This window comes from Streptococcus mitis (assembly GCF_002860865.1).
GTDB lineage: Bacteria > Bacillota > Bacilli > Lactobacillales > Streptococcaceae > Streptococcus > Streptococcus mitis_AT.
The window spans coordinates 1-21,035 of sequence record NZ_PKIE01000011.1 but is presented as its reverse complement, the minus strand read 5'-3'; the positions used below and the strand labels follow the sequence as shown (position 1 = coordinate 21,035).

The window sequence follows — 21,035 nt, the reverse complement described above, 5'->3', positions numbered from 1 at the left end:
TGTGTTATCCATAAAATACAAAGAATGATTAGATAAAGAAAGCGAACAATGCTAGGATTTTGTTAAACGGAATTCTAAGTATTGTTCGCTTTTGTGGTATAATAAGTACTATGCAGAAAAAACCAACGTCAGCCTATGTGCACATCCCATTTTGTACCCAGATTTGTTATTATTGTGACTTTTCAAAAGTTTTTATCAAGAATCAGCCGGTAGATAGCTATTTGGAGCATCTGCTGGAAGAGTTTCGTTCTTATGATATTCAAAAGTTGCGAACCCTCTATATCGGTGGTGGGACACCAACAGCCTTAACAGCTCCGCAACTAGAGGTGTTATTGAAGGGCTTGACTAAAAACTTGGACTTGTCTGCCTTAGAAGAGTTGACCATTGAAGCCAATCCAGGCGATTTGGATGCGGATAAGATAGCTGTTTTGAAAAACTCGGCTGTCAATCGTGTTTCGCTAGGTGTGCAGACCTTTGATGATAAGATGCTGAAAAAGATTGGGCGCAGTCATTTGGAGAAGGATATTTATGAAAATATCGACCGTCTGAAACTGGCTGGTTTTGACAATATCTCTATTGATTTGATTTATGCACTGCCTGGTCAGACCATGGAGCAGGTCAAGGAAAATGTGGCTAAGGCCATTGGGCTGGATATTCCCCATATGAGTTTGTATAGCTTGATTTTAGAAAATCACACGGTCTTTATGAACCGGATGCGACGAGGGAAATTGCCTCTGCCTAAGGAGGAACTGGAAGCGGAGATGTTTGAGTACATCATCGCAGAGCTGGAGCGAGCTGGTTTTGAGCATTATGAGATTTCTAATTTCTCCAAACCTGGTTTTGAAAGTCGTCACAATCTCATGTACTGGGACAATGCTGAATACTATGGTATCGGTGCTGGGGCATCTGGTTATGTCAATGGTGTTCGCTATAAAAATCATGGTCCCATTCGCCATTATCTCAGTGCAGTTGAGGAAGGCAATGCGCGTATCACAGAAGAGCACCTGAGTCAAAAAGAGCAAATGGAAGAAGAAATGTTCCTGGGCCTTCGCAAGAAATCAGGGGTCTCCATGGCGCGATTTGAAGCAAAATTTGGACGGTCTTTCGATGGACTTTATGGAGAAATTGTCAAGGACTTGGTTCAACAAGGTCTCATGCAAATAGAGGGTGACCGAGTTCGTATGACAAAGAGAGGTCTCTTTTTGGGAGACACCGTAGCAGAACGATTTATTTTGGAGTAGGATCATGGGCTTAACTTATCAAATGAAAATGAAAATTCCTTTTGATATGGCTGATATGAACGGTCATATCAAGCTTCCAGATGTGATTTTGCTATCCCTGCAAGTTTCAGGGATGCAGTCGATTGAGTTGGGAGTTAGTGATAAGACTATTTTGGAAGACTATAATCTGGTCTGGATTATCACAGATTATGATATTGAGGTGGTTCGTTTGCCTCGTTTTGCGGAAGAAATCACTATTGAAACGGAAGCTTTGAGCTACAATCGACTCTTTTGCTACCGTCGCTTTACCATTTATGATGAAGCAGGGCAGGAGCTCATCCACATGATGGCGACCTTTGTTCTCATGGACCGCGACAGTCGAAAAGTCCATGCTGTCGAACCTGAGATTGTAGCTCCTTACCAGTCTGATTTTGATAAAAAACTTATCCGCGGACCAAAGTATGAGACTTTGGAAGAGCCAGTCGGCAAGGATTACCATGTCCGTTTTTATGACTTGGATATGAATGGCCATGTCAATAACAGTAAATACTTGGACTGGATTTTTGAGGTCATGGGAGCGGACTTTTTGACCCAATATATTCCCAAGAAAATCAACCTCAAGTATGTCAAGGAAGTTCGACCGGGTGGTGTGATTACATCGGCTGTTGAACGGACTGGACTGGAAAGCAAACATGAGATTACAAGCGACGGTGCTACCAATGCCCAAGCTATCATCACTTGGCAAGAAATGAAGAAGGATTAGAGAAAAATATGAAATATAAAGGTTATTTAATTGATTTAGACGGAACTATTTATAAGGGGAAAGACCGAATCCCGGCTGGAGAGGCTTTTGTCCATGAATTGCAAAAGCGGGATATCCCCTATCTCTTTGTGACCAACAATACAACCCGCACTCCAGAGAGTGTTCAAGAGATGTTGGCTCAGAATTTTAATATCGATACGCCCCTATCGACTGTCTACACAGCGACTTTGGCGACTATCGACTATATGAACGACTTGGGGCTTGAAAAGACGGTCTATGTCATCGGAGAAGCAGGGCTCAAGGAAGCCATCAAGGCGGCTGGTTATGTGGAAGACAAGGATAATCCTTCCTATGTGGTAGTAGGTCTGGACTGGCAAGTTGACTATGAAAAATTTGCCACAGCGACTCTGGCTATCCAAAAGGGTGCTCACTTTATCGGAACCAATCCTGACCTTAACATTCCAACTGAACGCGGTCTTTTGCCAGGTGCTGGTTCACTGATTACGCTGCTTGAAGTAGCAACACGAGTGAATCCTGTTTATATCGGGAAGCCAAATGCCATCATTATGGACAAGGCGGTTGAGCACTTAGGTTTGGAACGTGAAGAGTTGATTATGGTTGGGGATAACTATTTAACAGATATCCGAGCAGGGATTGACAATGGCATTCCAACGCTCTTGGTGACGACAGGTTTTACCAAGGCAGAAGAAGTGGCAGACCTGCCAATCGCACCGACTCATGTGGTTTCTAGCCTTGTGGAGTGGGATTTTGATGAAAACTAAACTGACCTTTTGGGGCTCTATGCTCTTTCTCTTCTCCCTCTCAATCCTTCTGACCATTTATTTGGCTTGGATTGTTTATCCGCTGGAAATTCAGTGGCTGAACTTAACGGATAGGGTCTATTTAAAACCAGAAACTATTCAGTACAACTTTCATATCTTGATGAATTATCTGACCAATCCTTTTAGTCAGGTCTTACAGATGCCAGATTTTCGTTCGTCAGCAGCTGGTCTGCACCATTTCGCAGTGGTCAAGAATCTCTTTCACTTGGTGCAGCTAGTTGCTCTAGTGACACTGCCAAGTTTTTACGTCTTTGTCAAAGGGATTGTAAAAAAGGGCTTCTTGTCTCTATTTAGTAAAGGGCTTTTGGCTCTAGTGGTTTTGCCTTTACTGATTGGGCTAGGGGGAGTGTTGATTGGTTTTGACCAATTCTTTACTCTTTTCCATCAAATTCTCTTTGTGGGAGATGATACTTGGCTTTTTGACCCAGCCAAGGATCCTGTTATACTGATTTTGCCAGAGACCTTCTTCCTTCATGCCTTCCTCCTCTTTTTTGCCCTTTATGAAAGCTTCTTTGGCTATTTTTACATAAAAAGTCGTAGGAAGTGAAACGAAAGATGTTCTTATTTCACATGTATAAATTAGGTGTGTGATTCGAAACTATCGTTAAGAGTGAATTAACTAATTCAGAAATGTATTAATCGTTCGCAAACAGTCTATTTTTCTGGAAAAATAGGCTTTTTTTCTAAAAATCTCTAGTCAAGCGCTTTATTTTTTTGTATAATAGAGGTAGCAAAGTATAGATAAGAAGAGAAAAGCATGATTACACTATTTCTATCACCGAGCTGTACTTCATGTCGTAAGGCAAAGGCCTGGCTAGAAAAACATAAGGTGCCCTTTGAGGAACACAATATTATGACCAGTCCCTTAACAAGAAAAGAATTGCAACACATCCTTTCCTTGACCGAAAATGGTACTGATGACATTATTTCAACTCGTTCAAAAATTTTTCAAAAATTAGATATTGATGTAGAAAGTATTTCGGTATCAGAATTGCTTCATTTGATTGAGCAGTATCCTAGTCTTTTGCGTCGTCCCATTATTATTGATGCCAAACGTATGCAAATCGGTTTTAATGAAGATGAGATTCGTGCTTTTCTCCCTCGTAGTTATCGTAAGCAAGAACTAAAAGAAGCAAGAATGAGAGCTGGTATTAGTTAATGAACAAACAGTATAGTTACCCACTAGATTTGTCGTGGAGCACTGAAGAACTTGCTTCAGTGCTTTCTTTTTTTAATGATGTTGAAGCTGCCTATGAGGGCAAGGTAGAGGCTAAAAAGTTACTGGACTCCTATAAAGGATTCAAGGCGGTCGTGCCAAGTAAGAGCGAAGAAAAACGTTTGGGACGAGAATTTGAAACAGTTAGTGGCTATTCGCTTTACCGAGCGGTTCAGGCTGCCAAGGAAAAAGGGGAAGGAAAGATTTCTCTTGGAAAGTAAATTTGAATTTGCCAAAGAGCTTATCAAGAAGGCGGGCCAGTACATCCTTGACCATATGCAGGAAGACTTGTGTGTTGAGACTAAGACCTCTCCAACAGATTTGGTGACCAGACTGGACAAGGAAGTTCAGGACCTCTTGGTTGGTGAGATTTTGTCCCGTTATCCTGAGGATAAGATTTGTGCTGAAGAGGGCTGTTTGCGTGCTTCAGTTCAAGAGGGCAAGGTTTGGGTCATTGATCCTATTGATGGTACCAATAACTTTGTAGCCCAGCAGGAAGATTTCGCTGTTATGATGGCTTATTTTGAAAATGGTCAAGGGCAGTTTGGCTTGATTTATGATGTGGTCAAAGGGGATTGTTATCACGGTGGTGGGGAATTTCCGGTTTGTCAAAATGATCAGCCCCTAGCTCCCTTTAAAGCAAAACCACTTGGAGATTTTCTCATTGCAGGAAATAGTGGTATGCTGGAAACCAATGAATGGGGGCTGGCTGATTTGAGCCGAGCGGTTCTTGGTGTTCGTGTCTATGGGAGTGCGGCCATTAGTTTTGCCAAGATTTTATCAGGGCGTTTGTTGACCTATGTTACCTATCTGCAACCATGGGATTATGCTGCCGCTAGTATTTTAGGGGAAAGTCTGGGTTATCGGATGGTGACCCTTTCTGGTGAAACGCCTGATTTTCAAACCAGACAGCCGGTTATGATGGTCCCTCTTGAGATGCAGGAGGAAATTCAGTCCTATATTTACGAAAGGAAAAGAACTTAAATGCAATTTCCAGAAGGATTTGTTGAAAAATATGAAGAGATACTAGGAGATGAGGCAAGAGATTTTCTTGCCTCTTTTGAGGAGGAAGCGGTTTCGGCTTTTCGGGTCAATCCTTTAAAAGAAGCCCAAGCTTCATTTTTTGATCCTATTCCTCAAACCCCTTGGGGACATTATGGGAAGGTTTCAGGGAAATCGCCTGAGCATGCTACAGGTTTGGTTTATTCGCAAGAACCTGCTGCTCAAATGGTGGCTCAGGTAGCCCAACCCAGTCCTGGAATGAAGGTTTTGGATTTGGCCGCTGCTCCAGGTGGCAAATCAACCCAACTGGCAGCCTATCTAGCAGAGGAAGGGCTCCTTGTTTCCAATGAAATTTCAAGCAAACGGGCTAAGATTTTAGTAGAAAATATGGAGCGATTTGGAGCGACAAATGTCGTGGTGACCAATGAATCTGCCAATCGCTTGGCCAAGGTCTTTAAAGGCTATTTTGACCTCATTGTCCTTGATGCCCCTTGCTCGGGGGAAGGGATGTTTCGTAAGCAGCCAGATGCTATGAACTATTGGAGTCTCGATTATCCGAGCCAATGCGCCAGTCTGCAAAGAGAAATTCTGGAGGAAGCGGTGACCATGCTAGCAGAAGGCGGTCGTCTGGTTTATTCGACCTGCACCTGGGCACCTGAGGAAAACGAAGAAATAGTCAATTGGCTACTGGAAGAGTATGATTTTGACTTGCTGCCAGTTGAACATATCAATGGAATGGTAGCTGGTATTGACCTACCAGAAACGGCTCGGATGTATCCTCATCATTTTAAGGGAGAGGGTCAGTTTGTAGCTCATCTACAGTTTAAGGGTGACAATCTAGCCCCTAAATTTAAGGCAAGTAAGAGCAATCTCAGCCGTGAACAAGTTGTCTTGTGGCAGGAATTTGCCCAAAACCACTTGAAGGTCAATCTAAGAGGGATCTTGCAGACTTTTGGAGATCAACTCTATCTCTTGCCAGAACTCTTGCCAGATTTAGGGAAACTCAAGATTGCTAGGAATGGACTGCATCTGGGTACCTTTAAGAAGAAACGCTTTGAGCCTAGTTTTGCTCTTGGTCTAGCCTTGAAACCGAGTCAGGTCAAGCAGTCGGTTGAAATTGACCAAGAAGCGTTTGTAAAGTATGTGGCTGGAGAAACTGTTCAGCTGGCGGAAAGTCTGCCAAATGGTTGGTACCAAGTTTTGGTTCAAGGCAATGGCTTGGGCTTTGCTAAGGTGACTGGAAATATTTTGAAAAATTATTTTCCAAAAGGCCTCAGATTCAAGTGAAAATGCTAGTCAAAGTAGCTTGTCTATGTTATAGTGGAAGTATGGATTTTTTCAAATTGTCTTTTATTTTAAGTCAAAATTAGTGGAGAAGGTAACTAAGCAAATTTCTAGTTAAACCAAGCTAATACTCTTCGAAAATCAAATTCAAACCGCGTCAACGTCGCCTTGCCGTACTCAAGTACAGCCTGCGGCTAGTTTCCTAGTTTGCTCTTTGATTTTCATTGAGTATAAGAACTTCAGTTGGCTCCCAATTTTCAAAAGAAAAACATAAATAAATAGTTGAAAAAATTCACAGCATTCACCATTATTTTCAAGGAGAAAAACAGTGAAAAAAAGGAAAAAACTCGCTCTATCCCTTGCGGCTCTTTTGCTGGCAGGTTCTTTGGCGGGATGTGCTAGCTGGATTGATCGTGGGGAATCCATGACAGCTGTTGGCTCAACGGCTCTTCAGCCCTTGGTCGAAGCAGCAGCAGATGAATTTGGCTCTATGCACGTTGGAAAAACAGTCAACGTCCAAGGTGGAGGATCTGGTACAGGTTTGTCTCAGGTTCAGTCTGGAGCCGTTGATGTAGGAAATTCAGACGTATTTGCCGAGGAAAAAGACGGTATCAACGCATCAGCTCTAGTGGATCATAAGGTTGCTGTAGCGGGCTTGGCAGTCATTGTAAATAAGGAAGTTGACGTTGAAAATCTGACAACTGAACAACTCCGTAGCATCTTCACAGGTCAAGTAACCAACTGGAAAGAAGTCGGTGGGAAAGACCTAGCCATTTCGATTATCAACCGCGCGGCAAGTTCTGGTTCACGTGCAACCTTTGATAGTGTTGTCATGGATGGTCAATCGGCCGTGCAGAGTCAAGAACAGGATTCAAATGGGATGGTCAAAAACATTGTTTCCCAGACACCAGGAGCCATTTCTTACCTAGCCTTTGCCTATGTGGATGACTCGGTGAAACGCATGAAGTTGAATGGCTATGAGCCAATTGCAGAAAATGTTACAAGCAATAACTGGCCTTTGTGGTCTTATGAACACATGTACACCCTAGGTCAACCAAATGAATTGGTGGCAGAGTTTCTCAACTTTGTCCTCTCAGATGAAGCGCAAAGTGGAATCGTTAAGGGGATGGGCTACATTTCTGTCAAGGAAATGAAGGTTGAAAAAGATGCTGTAGGAACGGTGACAGCATTAGAAGGGAGTCACTAATGAATCAAGAAGAATTAGCTAAAAAATTACTTTCTCCCTCAAAGAATTCTCGTCTAGAGAAACTAGGAAAAGGCTTGACCTTTGCCTGTCTGTCTTTGATTGTCATCATTGTGGCTATGATTTTGATTTTCGTAGCCCAAAAAGGTTTGTCGACCTTCTTTGTCAATGGGGTCAATATCTTTGATTTCCTTTTTGGCCAAACATGGAATCCTTCAGGTAAACAATTTGGTGCCCTTCCTATGATTTTGGGTTCCTTTATTGTCACAATCCTATCAGCCCTTATCGCAACTCCTTTTGCCATTGGTGCGGCAGTCTTTATGACGGAGGTCTCACCAAAAGGTGCTAGAATCTTGCAACCAGCTATTGAATTACTTGTCGGGATTCCTTCAGTTGTGTATGGATTTATTGGTTTGCAGGTCGTAGTTCCCTTTGTTCGCAGTGTCTTTGGTGGAACTGGTTTTGGAATTTTGTCAGGGATTTTCGTTCTCTTTGTCATGATTTTACCGACGGTAACCTTTATGACAACCGATAGCTTGCGTGCGGTACCTCGTCACTACCGCGAAGCTAGTTTGGCTATGGGTGCCACTCGTTGGCAAACCATCTGGCGCGTGACCTTGAAGGCAGCGCGTTCTGGGATTTTCACTGCAGTGGTCTTTGGGATGGCCCGTGCCTTTGGTGAGGCCTTGGCCATTCAGATGGTGGTCGGAAACTCAGCCGTTGTCCCAACTTCATTGACAACACCTGCTGCGACCTTGACCTCTGTCTTGACCATGGGTATTGGAAATACCGTTATGGGAACAGTTGACAATAACGTTCTCTGGTCCTTGGCCTTAGTCTTGCTCTTGATGAGTTTGGCCTTCAACAGTGTGATTAAATTGATTACGAAAGAAAGAGGAAAGAAAAACTATGCACGCTAAGAAATTAGATAAAATTGCAACAGCTGTCCTCTACTCGATTGCAGGGATTATCGTTGCTATCTTGGCATCCTTGATTCTCTATATCTTGGTTCGTGGTTTGCCCCACATCTCTTGGTCTTTCTTGACTGGCAAATCATCTTCTTACCAAGTGGGCGGAGGGATTGGAATTCAGCTCTATAATTCCTTCTTCCTCTTGGTCATTACCTTGATTATCTCTGTGCCCTTGTCTATGGGAGCTGGGATTTTCCTAGCTGAATATGCCAAAAAAGGTCCTGTGACCAATTTTGTCAGAACCTGTATTGAAATCTTGTCTTCACTGCCATCTGTGGTTGTTGGTCTCTTTGGTTACTTAATCTTTGTAGTTCAGTTTGAGTATGGATTTTCAATCATTTCAGGTGCCTTGGCCTTGACAGTCTTTAACTTGCCTCAGATGACTCGAAATGTTGAGGACAGTTTGAAACACGTTCACCATACGCAACGTGAGGCTGGTCTGGCTCTTGGGATTTCTCGTTGGGAGACTGTGGTCCATGTGGTCATTCCAGAAGCCCTTCCAGGTATTGTAACTGGGGTGGTCTTGGCCTCTGGTCGTATCTTTGGTGAGGCGGCTGCTTTGATTTATACAGCAGGACAATCCGCTCCAGCCCTTGACTGGTCTAACTGGAATATTCTCAGTGTAACTAGCCCAATCTCTATCTTCCGTCAAGCAGAAACCTTGGCTGTCCACATCTGGAAAGTCAATAGTGAAGGAACCATTCCAGATGGAACTATCGTATCAGCAGGTTCTGCGGCCGTCCTCCTCATCTTTATCCTCATCTTTAACTTTGGAGCCCGTAAACTCGGAAGCTACCTACATAAGAAATTAACCGCTGCCTAAAGGAGAAGCCATGTCAAAATATAATTGGGATGAAAAGCATATCATCACCTTTCCTGAAGAGAAAGTGGCCCTCTCTACTAAGGATTTACATGTTTACTACGGTAAAAAAGAATCCATCAAGGGCATCGATATGCAATTTGAAAAAAATAAAATTACAGCCTTAATTGGCCCTTCTGGTTCAGGGAAATCAACCTACCTCCGCAGTCTCAACCGTATGAATGATACCATTGATATTGCCAAGGTCACAGGTCAAATCCTCTATCAAGGGATTGATGTCAACCGTCCAGAAATCAACGTCTATGAGATGCGTAAGCACATTGGAATGGTCTTCCAACGCCCAAATCCCTTTGCCAAGTCTATCTATCGCAATATCACTTTTGCCCATGAACGTGCAGGGGTTAAGGACAAGCAAGTCTTGGATGAAATTGTGGAAACCTCTCTTCGTCAGGCTGCTCTTTGGGACCAGGTTAAAGATGATTTGCACAAGTCAGCCTTGACCCTATCAGGTGGTCAGCAGCAACGTCTCTGTATCGCTCGTGCTATCTCTGTTAAACCAGATATCCTCTTGATGGATGAGCCGGCATCAGCCTTAGACCCGATTGCGACAGCCCAGCTGGAAGAAACCATGTTGGAATTGAAGAAGGACTTTACCATCATCATCGTGACCCACAGCATGCAGCAGGCTGCGCGTGCGAGTGACTACACAGGATTTTTCTACTTGGGTGACTTGATTGAGTACGATAAGACCTCTAATATTTTCCAAAATGCCAAACTACAGTCAACCAATGACTACGTAACAGGACACTTTGGATAGAAAGGAAACAGTATGACAGAAGCTATTTTACAGGTGTCAGACCTGTCCGTTTACTACAAGCAAAAGAAGGCCTTGAATAGTGTTTCCCTATCTTTCCAACCTAAGGAAATTACAGCCTTGATCGGTCCATCTGGATCAGGGAAATCAACCCTCCTAAAGGCTATCAACCGCATGGGAGATCTCAATCCAGAGGTAACCACAACTGGTTCAGTAGTTTACAACGGCCACAATATCTACAGCCCACGTACAGATACAGTTGAATTGCGGAAGGAAATCGGTATGGTTTTCCAACAACCAAACCCCTTCCCTATGTCTATCTACGAAAATGTTGTTTACGGGCTTCGTATCAATGGAGTGAAGGACAAGCAGGTTCTGGATGAAGCAGTAGAAAAAGCCTTGCAACGAGCTTCTATCTGGGATGAGGTCAAGGACCGCTTGCATGATTCGGCTATCGGGCTTTCAGGTGGACAACAACAACGTGTCTGTGTTGCCCGTGTCTTGGCAACCAGCCCTAAAATCATTCTCTTGGATGAACCGACTTCAGCCTTGGACCCTATTTCGGCTGGTAAGATTGAGGAAACCTTGTATGGTCTAAAAGATAAATACACCATGCTCTTGGTTACGCGTTCCATGCAACAAGCCTCTCGTATCTCTGACAAGACAGGATTTTTCCTAGATGGAGATCTGATCGAGTTTAACGATACCAAGAAGATGTTCCTAAACCCACAACACAAGGAAACAGAAGATTATATTTCAGGAAAATTTGGATAAGGAGATAAATGATGTTACGTTCTCAATTTGAGGAAGATTTAGAGAAATTGCACAACCAGTTCTATGCTATGGGACAAGAAGTGCTATCCCAAATCAATCGTACAGTGCGTGCCTTTGTTACGCATGATCGTGATTTGGCTAAGGAAGTCATCGAAGACGATGCAGAAGTAAACGAATACGAAGTGAAATTGGAAAAGAAATCATTTGAAATGATTGCTCTGCAACAACCGGTTTCTCAGGACTTGCGTACTGTTTTGACAGTCTTGAAGGCTGTATCTGACTTGGAACGTATGGGTGACCATGCCGTTTCTATTGCCAAAGCGGCAATTCGTATGAAGGGGGAGCAACGTATCCCAGCTGTTGAAGAAGAAATCAAGAGAATGGGTCGCGATGTCAAGAACTTCGTTGAAGCAGCCCTTGAACTCTATCTCAACGGTTCAGTTGATCAGGCCTATGAAGTAGCAGCTATGGACGAAAAAATCAATCATTACTTTGATAGCATTCGTGATTTGGCTACAGAAGAAATTAAGAAAAATCCAGATGCTATCGTTACAGGCCGTGATTATTTCCAAGTGATTGCCTTCTTGGAACGTATTGGAGACTATGCTAAGAATATCTGTGAATGGGTTGTTTACTTTGAAACAGGTAAGATTGTCGAACTATAAAATAGATTCATTATGTATAAAAAGGAGCTCGAAATCAACCGACAGCTCCTTTTTTGAATGAAAAAAATATTTTTATTTTAAAAATAGCATAAAAATCTAGTTATCCGCATAAAAACTGGACTTATCACACTTTATCAAGGTCAAAACCACTCAATTTACTACTAATTTACTACTTATGAATGAGCTTTGATACGACGATTTATCCTTGAAAAGTGAAGATATAAAGATACTTCCAATAAAATTTGAATATTTAATAGGTAGACACTTCAAAAAATGAGGTGTCTATTTTTTTACCCGATTTTGAAAGGAAGTGAACTTATGAAAACAAAAAATCAAGAATCAAAAGGTCGTTCCCCACTCTTTAAGACCATCAAACATTCATTCAGCCAATAAAAAAGAAAGGATAGGTAAAAATATGGAACTTAAATTTGTGATTCCCAACATGGAAAAAACATTCGGCAATTTAGAATTTGCTGGCGAGGATAAAGTCGTTCAGCGAAGAATCAACGGACGGCTAACTGTCTTATCAAGAAGCTATAATCTCTATTCTGATGTTCAAAGAGCAGATGATATTGTGGTGGTGCTTCCTGCTGAAGCTGGCGAAAAACATTTCGGCTTTGAGGAACGTGTGAAGTTAGTCAATCCACGTATTACCGCAGAGGGCTACAAAATCGGCACTCGTGGTTTTACAAATTACCTTTTACATGCTGACGACATGATAAAAGAATAAAGAAAGAGAGGAAAAATGATGAGATTAGCAAATGGCATTGTATTAGATAAAGACACGACTTTTGGAGAATTGAAATTCTCTGCTCTACGTCGTGAAGTGAGAATCCAAAATGAAGACGGGTCGGTTTCAGATGAAATCAAGGAACGTACCTATGACTTAAAATCCAAAGGACAAGGACGCATGATTCAAGTAAGTATTCCTGCCAGCGTGCCTTTGAAAGAGTTTGATTATAACGCACGGGTGGAACTTATCAATCCCATTGCGGACACCGTTGCTACTGCCACCTATCAAGGAGCAGATGTTGACTGGTATATCAAGGCAGACGATATTGTGCTGACAAAGGATTCTAGTTCATTCAAAGCTCAACCACAAGCAAAGAAAGAACCGACACAAGACAAATAGTCGCTAGGTAGAAAGGAGACTTTTTCGCATGAAACAGCGTGGTAAAAGGATTCGCCCATCTGGTAAAGATTTAGTCTTTCATTTTACGATAGCGTCACTCCTGCCTGTTTTCCTGCTGGTTGTCGGACTGTTTCATGTGAAGACAATCCAGCAGATCAACTGGCAGGATTTTAACCTATCACAAGCAGATAAGATTGACATTCCCTATTTAATTATCAGTTTCAGTGTCGCAATTCTTATCTGCTTGCTGGTAGCGTTTGTATTCAAACGGGTTCGCTATGATACGGTTAAACAACTTTACCACCGTCAAAAACTGGCAAAGATGATACTTGAAAACAAGTGGTATGAATCTGAACAGGTCAAAACAGAGGGTTTCTTTAAAGATAGTGCTGGTCGTACAAAGGAAAAGATAACCTACTTCCCTAAAATGTATTATCGACTTAAAAATGGCTTGATACAGATACGGGTGGAAATCACGCTGGGAAAATATCAAGACCAACTCTTACACTTGGAAAAGAAATTAGAGAGTGGCTTGTACTGTGAGCTGACGGATAAAGAGTTAAAGGATTCCTATGTGGAATATACTTTGCTCTATGACACCATAGCCAGTCGTATTTCTATTGATGAAGTAGAAGCTAAAGATGGTAAACTTCGCTTAATGAAAAACGTATGGTGGGAATATGATAAGCTCCCTCATATGTTGATTGCTGGTGGTACAGGTGGCGGTAAAACTTACTTTATACTGACACTGATTGAAGCCTTGCTTCATACAGATTCAAAACTGTATATTCTTGACCCGAAAAATGCTGACCTTGCGGACTTAGGTTCTGTGATGGCAAATGTCTACTATAGAAAAGAAGACTTGCTTTCTTGCATTGAAACATTCTATGAAGAAATGATGAAACGTAGTGAGGAAATGAAGCAGATGAAGAACTATAAGACTGGCAAAAATTATGCTTACTTAGGTCTCCCGGCACACTTCTTAATCTTTGATGAATACGTCGCTTTCATGGAAATGCTGGGAACAAAAGAAAACACCGCAGTTATGAATAAGCTGAAACAGATTGTCATGTTAGGTCGTCAAGCTGGCTTCTTTCTAATACTGGCTTGTCAACGTCCAGACGCAAAATATTTAGGCGACGGAATCCGTGATCAGTTTAATTTCAGAGTGGCTTTAGGTCGTATGTCTGAAATGGGCTATGGCATGATGTTTGGCAGTGACGTACAAAAGGATTTCTTCTTAAAGCGAATCAAAGGTCGTGGCTATGTTGATGTAGGAACAAGTGTCATATCAGAGTTTTATACTCCCCTTGTACCAAAAGGATATGATTTCTTGGAGGAAATTAAAAAGTTATCCAACAGCAGACAGTCCACGCAGGCGACGTGCGAAGCGGAAGTCGCAGGTGTGGACTGATCTTGCTGGCTGGTGTGGCAATAGCCACGCCAGCACTTAACCCCCCGTATCTAACAGGGGGGTACAAATCGACAGGAAACAGTCAAAAAAACATTAGAAAATCCTTTGGTTACAAGGGATTTACAAAATTTCAGCGTATGTCAAATGGGCTTTAAAAGTTGACATACGCCTTTTTGATTGGAGGGATTTTTACTGAATGAACAAACTTGGTTACAGCATTTAAAAGAAAAACGCTTGGCTTATGGACTATCTCAAAACCGTTTAGCTGTTGCGACTGGTATTACAAGGCAGTATCTAAGCGATATTGAAACAGGAAAAGTCAAGCCATCAGAGGATTTACAGCAGTCCCTTTGGGAAGCTCTGGAACGCTTCAATCCCGACGCTCCCCTTGAAATGCTGTTTGATTATGTAAGGATTCGCTTTCCGACAACAGACGTACAGCAGGTGGTCGAAAACATCTTACAACTGAAACTGTCCTATTTTCTTCATGAGGACTATGGTTTCTATTCTTATTCAGAGCATTATGCTTTAGGCGACATATTCGTCCTTTGCTCCCATGAACTGGACAAAGGAGTTCTGGTGGAATTGAAAGGTCGTGGGTGCAGACAATTTGAAAGCTATCTTCTGGCACAACAAAGAAGCTGGTATGAGTTCTTTATGGACGTTTTGGTGGCTGGCGGTGTGATGAAACGCCTTGACCTTGCCATTAACGATAAGACAGGGATTTTGAATATCCCTGTACTCACTGAAAAGTGCCAACAGGAAGAATGTATCTCCGTCTTCCGCAGTTTTAAAAGCTATCGCAGTGGCGAACTGGTACGCAAAGAGGAAAAGGAATGTATGGGAAACACCCTCTATATCGGTTCATTACAAAGTGAAGTTTATTTCTGTATCTATGAAAAGGACTACGAGCAGTACAAGAAAAATGATATTCCCATTGAAGACGCAGAAGTAAAAAACCGTTTTGAGATTCGATTGAAAAATGAGCGTGCCTATTATGCAGTCCGTGATTTACTCGTCTATGACAATCCAGAGCATACCGCCTTTAAAATTATCAATCGGTATATCCGTTTTGTAGATAAAGACGATTCCAAACCTCGTTCTGATTGGAAACTGAATGAAGAATGGGCTTGGTTTATTGGGAACAATCGTGAACGATTAAAACTAACCACAAAACCAGAGCCTTACTCCTTCCAAAGGACGCTGAACTGGCTATCTCATCAAGTTGCCCCGACCTTAAAGGTTGCGATTAAACTTGATGAAATCAACCAGACGCAGGTTGTAAAAGACATTCTCGACCATGCGAAACTGACAGACCGACACAAGCAGATTTTGAAGCAACAGTCAGTAAAAGAACAGGACGTGATAACAACAAAAAAATAACTCAAATACAAATTCATTGAATATAGAGAGGAGAACATTTTTATGAATTTTGGACAAAACCTTTATAACTGGTTTCTATCAAACGCTCAATCACTGGTGCTTTTAGCAATCGTTGTGATTGGCTTGTATCTTGGCTTCAAGCGTGAGTTTAGCAAACTGATTGGCTTTTTAATTATTGCGATTATTGCGGTTGGCTTAGTCTTCAACGCTGCTGGAGTAAAAGACATTTTACTAGAGCTATTCAATCGCATTATTGGTGCTTAAATAAAACCGTTCTTTTGTGGAATATAAGTGGTTTTCTTATGTTCCGCAAAGGAATGGTACACCAAACGAAGTGCGGTAGGGATTTTTGAATCTCTACAAAGAAAGGACGTGAATATATGGACGATATGCAAGTCTATATTGCGAATTTAGGCAAATACAATGAGGGCGAATTGGTCGGTGCGTGGTTTACCTTTCCCATTGACTTTGAGGAAGTCAAAGAGAAAATCGGCTTGAATGATGAATATGAGGAATACGCCATTCATGACTACGAGTTACCCTTTACGGTTGACGAATACACTTCCATTGGCGAACTCAATCGACTATGGGAAATGGTATCGGAATTACCCGAAGAATTACAATCGGAGCTATCTGCTCTGCTCACTCATTTTTCAAGCATTGAAGAACTAAGCGAACATCAAGAGGATATTATCATTCATTCCGATTGTGATGATATGTATGACGTGGCACGCTACTACATTGAAGAAACGGGTGCTTTAGGCGAAGTACCAGCTAGTCTTCAAAACTATATTGATTATCAAGCCTATGGTCGGGATTTAGACCTTTCAGGAACGTTTATCTCAACCAATCATGGGATTTTTGAAATCGTCTATTAAATCTGTCGGTACATTACTACTGGCAGATTTTCTATTTTACGGGGTGGCTCAATCAGCTACCCCTATTTTTTATGAAAGGATTGATTACATGAAGAAAATACGAAGCTATACCAGTATCTGGTCTGTGGAAAAGGTACTGTATTCTATCAATGATTTTAGACTTCCGTTTCCCATAACCTTTACGCAAATGACATGGTTTGTCGTGTCACTCTTTGCAGTGATGATACTTGGCAACTTGCCCCCTCTTTCCATGATAGAGGGAGCATTTCTCAAATACTTTGGGATTCCTGTGGCTTTCACATGGTTTATGTCTACAAAAACTTTTGATGGTAAAAAGCCTTATGGATTTTTGAAGTCTGTCATTGCTTATGCACTGCGACCAAAGCTGACCTATGCAGGAAAAAAAGTAACGCTTGGCAGAAACCAGCCACAAGAAGCCATTACAGCAGTTAGGAGTGAATTTTATGGCATATCCAATTAAATACATTGAAAACAATCTCGTCTGGAATAAAGACGGGGAATGTTATGCTTACTATGAGCTTGTTCCTTACAATTACTCATTTCTAAGTCCAGAACAGAAAATACAAGTGCATGATTCTTTCAGACAGCTTATCGCACAAAATCGTGATGGCAAAATTCATGCTTTACAAATCAGTACAGAATCCAGCATACGTTCTGCACAAGAGCGTTCCAAAAATGAAGTCACTGGCAAGCTCAAAGCGGTTGCCTATGACAAAATCGACCAACAGACAGACGCTTTAATATCCATGATTGGCGAAAATCAAGTGAACTACCGTTTCTTTATCGGCTTTAAGTTGCTTCTCAACGATCAGGAGTTTTCTATGAAAAGTCTTACCGTTGAAGCAAAAAATGCTTTGTCTGATTTTGTCTATGATGTGAACCATAAGCTGATGGGCGATTTTGTTAGTATGAGTAATGATGAAATCCTGCGTTTTCAGAAGATGGAAAAGCTCTTAGAAAATAAAATCTCTCGTCGTTTCAAAATCCGCAGGTTAGATAAGGACGACTTCGGCTATCTGATTGAACACCTTTACGGACAGACAGGCACTGCCTATGAAGAGTATGAGTACCATCTATCAAAGAAAAAGCTGGATAATGAAACGCTGATTAAATACTATGACTTGATTAAGCCTACTCGCTGTTTGGTGGAAGAAAAACAGCGATATTTGAAAATCCAGCAGGAAGATGAAACCGTCTATGTAGCTTACTTTACCATTAACAGCATTGTCGGAGAACTGGACTTCCCGTCCTCTGAAATCTTCTACTACCAGCAACAGCAATTTACATTCCCGATTGATACGTCAATGAATGTGGAAATTGTAGCGAATCGTAAAGCCCTATCTACTGTCCGCAATAAAAAGAAAGAACTGAAAGACTTGGATAACCACGCTTGGCAAAGTGATAATGAAACCAGCTCCAATGTGGCGGAAGCTCTGGAAAGTGTGAATGAGCTGGAAACCAATTTAGACCAAAGCAAGGAATCTATGTACAAGCTGTCTTATGTGGTAAGGGTATCAGCAAATGATCTTGACGAACTCAAACGTCGTTGTAATGAAGTGAAAGATTTTTATGACGATTTAAGCGTAAAACTGGTACGACCATTTGGGGATATGCTCGGCTTACATGAAGAATTTTTACCTGCCAGCAAGCGTTATATGAATGATTATATTCAATACGTGACCTCTGATTTCCTCGCTGGTTTAGGTTTTGGTGCTACTCAAATGCTGGGGGAAAATGAGGGGATTTATGTTGGCTACAGCTTAGATACTGGACGCAATGTCTATCTGAAACCTGCTCTTGCCAGTCAAGGGGTTAAGGGTTCAGTAACCAATGCGTTAGCGTCGGCTTTTGTTGGTTCGCTGGGTGGTGGTAAATCCTTTGCGAATAACCTTATCGTCTATTATGCGGTGCTTTATGGGGCACAAGCAGTGATTGTAGACCCAAAAGCAGAACGTGGCAGATGGAAAGAAACCTTGCCAGAGATTTCCCATGAAATCAATATCGTCACTCTGACTTCTGATGAGAAAAACAAAGGCTTACTTGACCCTTATGTGATTATGAAAAATCCCAAAGATTCTGAATCACTGGCTATTGATATTCTGACATTCCTTACGGGGATTTCCTCTCGTGATGGGGAACGCTTCCCAATCCTTAGAAAAGCCATTCGTGCAGTAACCAATAGTGAAGTACGAGGGTTGATGAAAGTGATTGAGGAATTACGGGTTGAGAATACGCCACTAAGTACCAGTATAGCCGACCATATCGAAAGTTTTACAGACTATGACTTTGCACATTTATTATTCAGTAATGGTTATGTGGAGCAGTCTATCAGCTTAGAAAAACAACTGAACATTATACAGGTTGCGGACTTGGTACTTCCCGACAAGGAAACTTCCTTTGAGGAATATACCACTATGGAGCTTTTATCCGTTGCTATGCTGATTGTCATTAGTACCTTTGCTTTAGACTTTATCCATACAGACCGAAGCATTTTCAAGATTGTAGATTTAGACGAAGCATGGAGCTTTTTACAGGTAGCACAAGGAAAAACACTATCTATGAAGCTGGTTCGGGCTGGTCGTGCTATGAACGCTGGGGTATATTTCGTGACCCAAAATACAGACGACCTCTTAGATGAAAAACTGAAAAATAACCTCGGCTTAAAATTTGCATTTCGTTCCACTGACCTTAACGAGATTAAAAAGACCTTAGCCTTTTTTGGTGTAGACCCAGAGGACGAAAACAATCAGAAGCGATTGCGTGATTTGGAAAACGGGCAATGCCTTATCAGTGATTTATATGGTCGTGTCGGTGTGATACAGTTCCACCCTGTATTTGAAGAACTGCTCCATGCCTTTGATACCAGACCACCTGTGCGAAAAGAGGTGTAAATGTGAAACCATCAATAGTAAACAGAATAAAATCAAACTGGACGCTGAAACGTCTAGGTAAAGTGGCAATGACAGTGGCTTTCACACTTGTGATTGCCATTTTTCTTTTAGCCATGCTGGGAACGGTGGTTCAAGCTGCGGGCTTGGTAGATGATACGGTCAATGTGGCAAATGAATACAGCCGATACCCACTTGAAAACTATCAACTGGATTTTTATGTGGATAATAGCTGGGGCTGGCTTCCGTGGAACTGGTCGGACGGGATTGGAAAACAGGTCATGTATGGACTATATGCCATTACCAATTTTATTTGGACAATCAGTTTGTATGTTTCCAATGCGACAGGTTACTTAGTACAGGAAGCCTATTCCTTAGACTTCATTTCCGCTACAGCAGATTCCATTGGTAAGAATATGCAGACCTTAGCTGGTGTGAGTGCAAACGGATTTTCAACAGAGGGTTTCTATGTTGGATTCCTCTTACTCTTGATTTTGGTTCTTGGGGTTTATGTTGCCTATACGGGACTGATAAAGAGAGAAACCACAAAGGCAATTCATGCCATTATGAATTTTGTGCTGGTGTTTATCCTATCGGCTTCCTTTATTGCCTACGCTCCCGACTACATTAAAAAAATCAATGACTTTTCATCAGACATCAGTAATGCCAGTTTATCACTTGGCACGAAGATTGTCATGCCCCATTCCGATAGTCAAGGCAAGGACAGCGTGGACTTAATCAGAGATAGCCTGTTTTCCATACAGGTTCAGCAACCGTGGCTACTGCTTCAATACAACAGTTCAGACATTGAAAGTATCGGTATTGACCGTGTGGAAAGCCTGCTCTCCACCAGCCCAGATTCCAACAATGGCGAAGACAGAGAAAAAATTGTTGCGGAAGAAATTGAAGACAGAAGCAATACCAATCTAACCATTACAAAGACCATTAACCGTTTAGGTACAGTCTTCTTCCTATTTGTCTTCAATATTGGGATTTCCATATTTGTATTCCTATTAACAGGAATCATGATTTTCTCGCAGGTACTTTTTATCATCTATGCTATGTTTCTGCCTGTGAGCTTTATTTTAAGCATGATTCCATCATTTGATGGTATGTCAAAACGAGCCATAACAAAGCTCTTTAATACCATTTTGACACGAGCTGGAATCACATTGATTATTACGACAGCATTTAGTATTTCAACCATGCTCTATACCTTATCGGCTGGTTATCCGTTCTTTTTGATTGCTTTTCTACAGATTGTGACCTTTGCAGGAATCTACTTCAAGCTGGGCGATTTAATGAGTATGTTTTCTCTACAGAGTAACGATTCTCAAAGTGTGGGAAGTCGTGTGATGAGAAAACCTCGTATGCTTATGCACGCTCACATGCACCGTCTACAGCGGAAACTTGGACGTTCCATGACTACTCTAGGGGCTGGGTCTGCCATTGTTACAGGTAAAAAAGGGTTCTGTTGCAAAGTTTTAAATAAAGAATAAAATCCCTTACGGCATCTATGATTTAAGCTGGGATTCCCAATAATACCTTGATTTCAGTACAGACCGAAAACCCGAAGAGAGTGCCTTCTTTTCGGGTTTTCTTATATAATCCTCGGATGGCTTCCATGCATTTAATCGTGGGTGAGGCAGTGCGTAAACTTCGATAGAATTTATTGCGTCTCTTTACTGGACGATGGTCTTGTTCAATCAAATTATTCAGGTATTTAATGGTACGATGTTCTGTC

The 21,035-nt window shown here is 41.7% G+C and carries 23 protein-coding genes and 1 pseudogene; 23 read left to right on the top strand and 1 reads right to left on the bottom strand.

What is annotated here, in order from left to right; translation table 11 throughout:
- Positions 1–110 precede the first annotated feature (110 nt).
- The 23 genes and pseudogenes from hemW to CYK18_RS10100 form a co-directional block, all read left to right on the top strand.
- On the top strand, positions 111–1,241 hold the full coding sequence (gene hemW / locus CYK18_RS10225) for a radical SAM family heme chaperone HemW (RefSeq protein WP_101782149.1): 1,131 nt from the start codon (positions 111–113) through the stop codon (positions 1,239–1,241).
- A 4-nt stretch (positions 1,242–1,245) separates the two neighbouring features.
- Complete coding sequence (locus CYK18_RS10220; RefSeq protein WP_101786446.1) at positions 1,246–1,983, top strand: acyl-[acyl-carrier-protein] thioesterase; 738 nt, start codon at positions 1,246–1,248, stop codon at positions 1,981–1,983.
- An 8-nt stretch (positions 1,984–1,991) separates the two neighbouring features.
- Positions 1,992–2,765, top strand: coding sequence for a TIGR01457 family HAD-type hydrolase (locus CYK18_RS10215; protein ID WP_101786444.1), 774 nt, complete (start codon positions 1,992–1,994; stop codon positions 2,763–2,765).
- Positions 2,755–3,372, top strand: coding sequence for a TIGR01906 family membrane protein (locus CYK18_RS10210; RefSeq protein WP_101786442.1), 618 nt, complete (start codon positions 2,755–2,757; stop codon positions 3,370–3,372). The genes CYK18_RS10215 and CYK18_RS10210 overlap by 11 nt, the downstream gene beginning before the upstream one ends.
- A gap of 210 nt (positions 3,373–3,582) precedes the next feature.
- On the top strand, positions 3,583–3,984 hold the full coding sequence (locus tag CYK18_RS10205) for a Spx/MgsR family RNA polymerase-binding regulatory protein (RefSeq protein WP_000631254.1): 402 nt from the start codon (positions 3,583–3,585) through the stop codon (positions 3,982–3,984).
- The gene (locus CYK18_RS10200; RefSeq protein ID WP_001041974.1) at positions 3,984–4,262 is read left to right on the top strand and encodes a UPF0223 family protein; all 279 of its coding nucleotides are present in this window, start codon (positions 3,984–3,986) and stop codon (positions 4,260–4,262) included. The genes CYK18_RS10205 and CYK18_RS10200 overlap by 1 nt, the downstream gene beginning before the upstream one ends.
- The gene (locus CYK18_RS10195; protein WP_101786440.1) at positions 4,252–5,025 is read left to right on the top strand and encodes an inositol monophosphatase family protein; all 774 of its coding nucleotides are present in this window, start codon (positions 4,252–4,254) and stop codon (positions 5,023–5,025) included. The genes CYK18_RS10200 and CYK18_RS10195 overlap by 11 nt, the downstream gene beginning before the upstream one ends.
- Positions 5,026–6,330 (top strand): RsmF rRNA methyltransferase first C-terminal domain-containing protein, encoded by a 1,305-nt coding sequence (locus tag CYK18_RS10190; protein WP_101786438.1) that lies wholly within the window; start codon positions 5,026–5,028, stop codon positions 6,328–6,330.
- A 325-nt stretch (positions 6,331–6,655) separates the two neighbouring features.
- Positions 6,656–7,534 carry a phosphate ABC transporter substrate-binding protein PstS family protein gene (locus CYK18_RS10180; RefSeq protein WP_101786434.1) on the top strand — a complete coding sequence of 293 codons (879 nt, stop codon included), beginning with the start codon at positions 6,656–6,658 and terminating at the stop codon, positions 7,532–7,534.
- The gene (pstC, locus tag CYK18_RS10175; protein WP_001070903.1) at positions 7,534–8,451 is read left to right on the top strand and encodes a phosphate ABC transporter permease subunit PstC; all 918 of its coding nucleotides are present in this window, start codon (positions 7,534–7,536) and stop codon (positions 8,449–8,451) included. Before CYK18_RS10180 ends, pstC begins: the two co-directional genes overlap by 1 nt.
- Complete coding sequence (pstA, locus tag CYK18_RS10170; protein ID WP_101786432.1) at positions 8,441–9,325, top strand: phosphate ABC transporter permease PstA; 885 nt, start codon at positions 8,441–8,443, stop codon at positions 9,323–9,325. Before pstC ends, pstA begins: the two co-directional genes overlap by 11 nt.
- Before the next feature lie 10 nt (positions 9,326–9,335).
- A complete protein-coding gene (gene pstB, locus CYK18_RS10165; RefSeq protein ID WP_020900241.1) occupies positions 9,336–10,139 on the top strand; it encodes a phosphate ABC transporter ATP-binding protein PstB in 804 nt (267 codons plus the stop codon).
- 12 nt (positions 10,140–10,151) lie between these two features.
- Positions 10,152–10,910: a phosphate ABC transporter ATP-binding protein PstB gene (gene pstB / locus CYK18_RS10160; RefSeq protein WP_101786430.1), complete on the top strand. Its 759-nt coding sequence runs from the start codon at positions 10,152–10,154 to the stop codon at positions 10,908–10,910.
- Positions 10,911–10,921: 11 nt separating this feature from the next.
- Positions 10,922–11,575, top strand: a complete 654-nt coding sequence (gene phoU, locus CYK18_RS10155) for a phosphate signaling complex protein PhoU (RefSeq protein WP_000946458.1) — start codon at positions 10,922–10,924, stop codon at positions 11,573–11,575.
- A gap of 415 nt (positions 11,576–11,990) precedes the next feature.
- Positions 11,991–12,305, top strand: coding sequence for a YdcP family protein (locus CYK18_RS10145; RefSeq protein ID WP_000420682.1), 315 nt, complete (start codon positions 11,991–11,993; stop codon positions 12,303–12,305).
- A gap of 15 nt (positions 12,306–12,320) precedes the next feature.
- The gene (locus tag CYK18_RS10140; RefSeq protein ID WP_000985015.1) at positions 12,321–12,707 is read left to right on the top strand and encodes a YdcP family protein; all 387 of its coding nucleotides are present in this window, start codon (positions 12,321–12,323) and stop codon (positions 12,705–12,707) included.
- 28 nt (positions 12,708–12,735) lie between these two features.
- Positions 12,736–14,121: an FtsK/SpoIIIE domain-containing protein gene (locus tag CYK18_RS10135; protein WP_000813488.1), complete on the top strand. Its 1,386-nt coding sequence runs from the start codon at positions 12,736–12,738 to the stop codon at positions 14,119–14,121.
- 177 nt (positions 14,122–14,298) lie between these two features.
- Entirely contained in the window at positions 14,299–15,504 is a 1,206-nt protein-coding gene (gene mobT, locus CYK18_RS10125; protein WP_000398284.1) for a MobT family relaxase, read from the top strand.
- Positions 15,505–15,546: 42 nt separating this feature from the next.
- Positions 15,547–15,768, top strand: coding sequence for a hypothetical protein (locus CYK18_RS10120; RefSeq protein ID WP_001009056.1), 222 nt, complete (start codon positions 15,547–15,549; stop codon positions 15,766–15,768).
- A gap of 116 nt (positions 15,769–15,884) precedes the next feature.
- Positions 15,885–16,382, top strand: coding sequence for an antirestriction protein ArdA (locus CYK18_RS10115; RefSeq protein ID WP_000342539.1), 498 nt, complete (start codon positions 15,885–15,887; stop codon positions 16,380–16,382).
- 88 nt (positions 16,383–16,470) lie between these two features.
- A complete protein-coding gene (locus tag CYK18_RS10110) occupies positions 16,471–16,863 on the top strand; it encodes a conjugal transfer protein (RefSeq protein WP_000723888.1) in 393 nt (130 codons plus the stop codon).
- Entirely contained in the window at positions 16,847–19,294 is a 2,448-nt protein-coding gene (tcpF, locus tag CYK18_RS10105) for a conjugal transfer ATPase TcpF (protein ID WP_000331160.1), read from the top strand. Before CYK18_RS10110 ends, tcpF begins: the two co-directional genes overlap by 17 nt.
- Positions 19,295–19,296: 2 nt before the next feature.
- Positions 19,297–20,760, top strand: a pseudogene (locus tag CYK18_RS10100) (CD3337/EF1877 family mobilome membrane protein); the annotation flags it as partial.
- Positions 20,761–20,812: 52 nt separating this feature from the next.
- Here the strand turns inward: CYK18_RS10100 and CYK18_RS10095 are convergent.
- The coding region (locus CYK18_RS10095) for a DDE-type integrase/transposase/recombinase (protein ID WP_142374389.1) at positions 20,813–21,035 on the bottom strand (223 nt) is incomplete at its 5' end.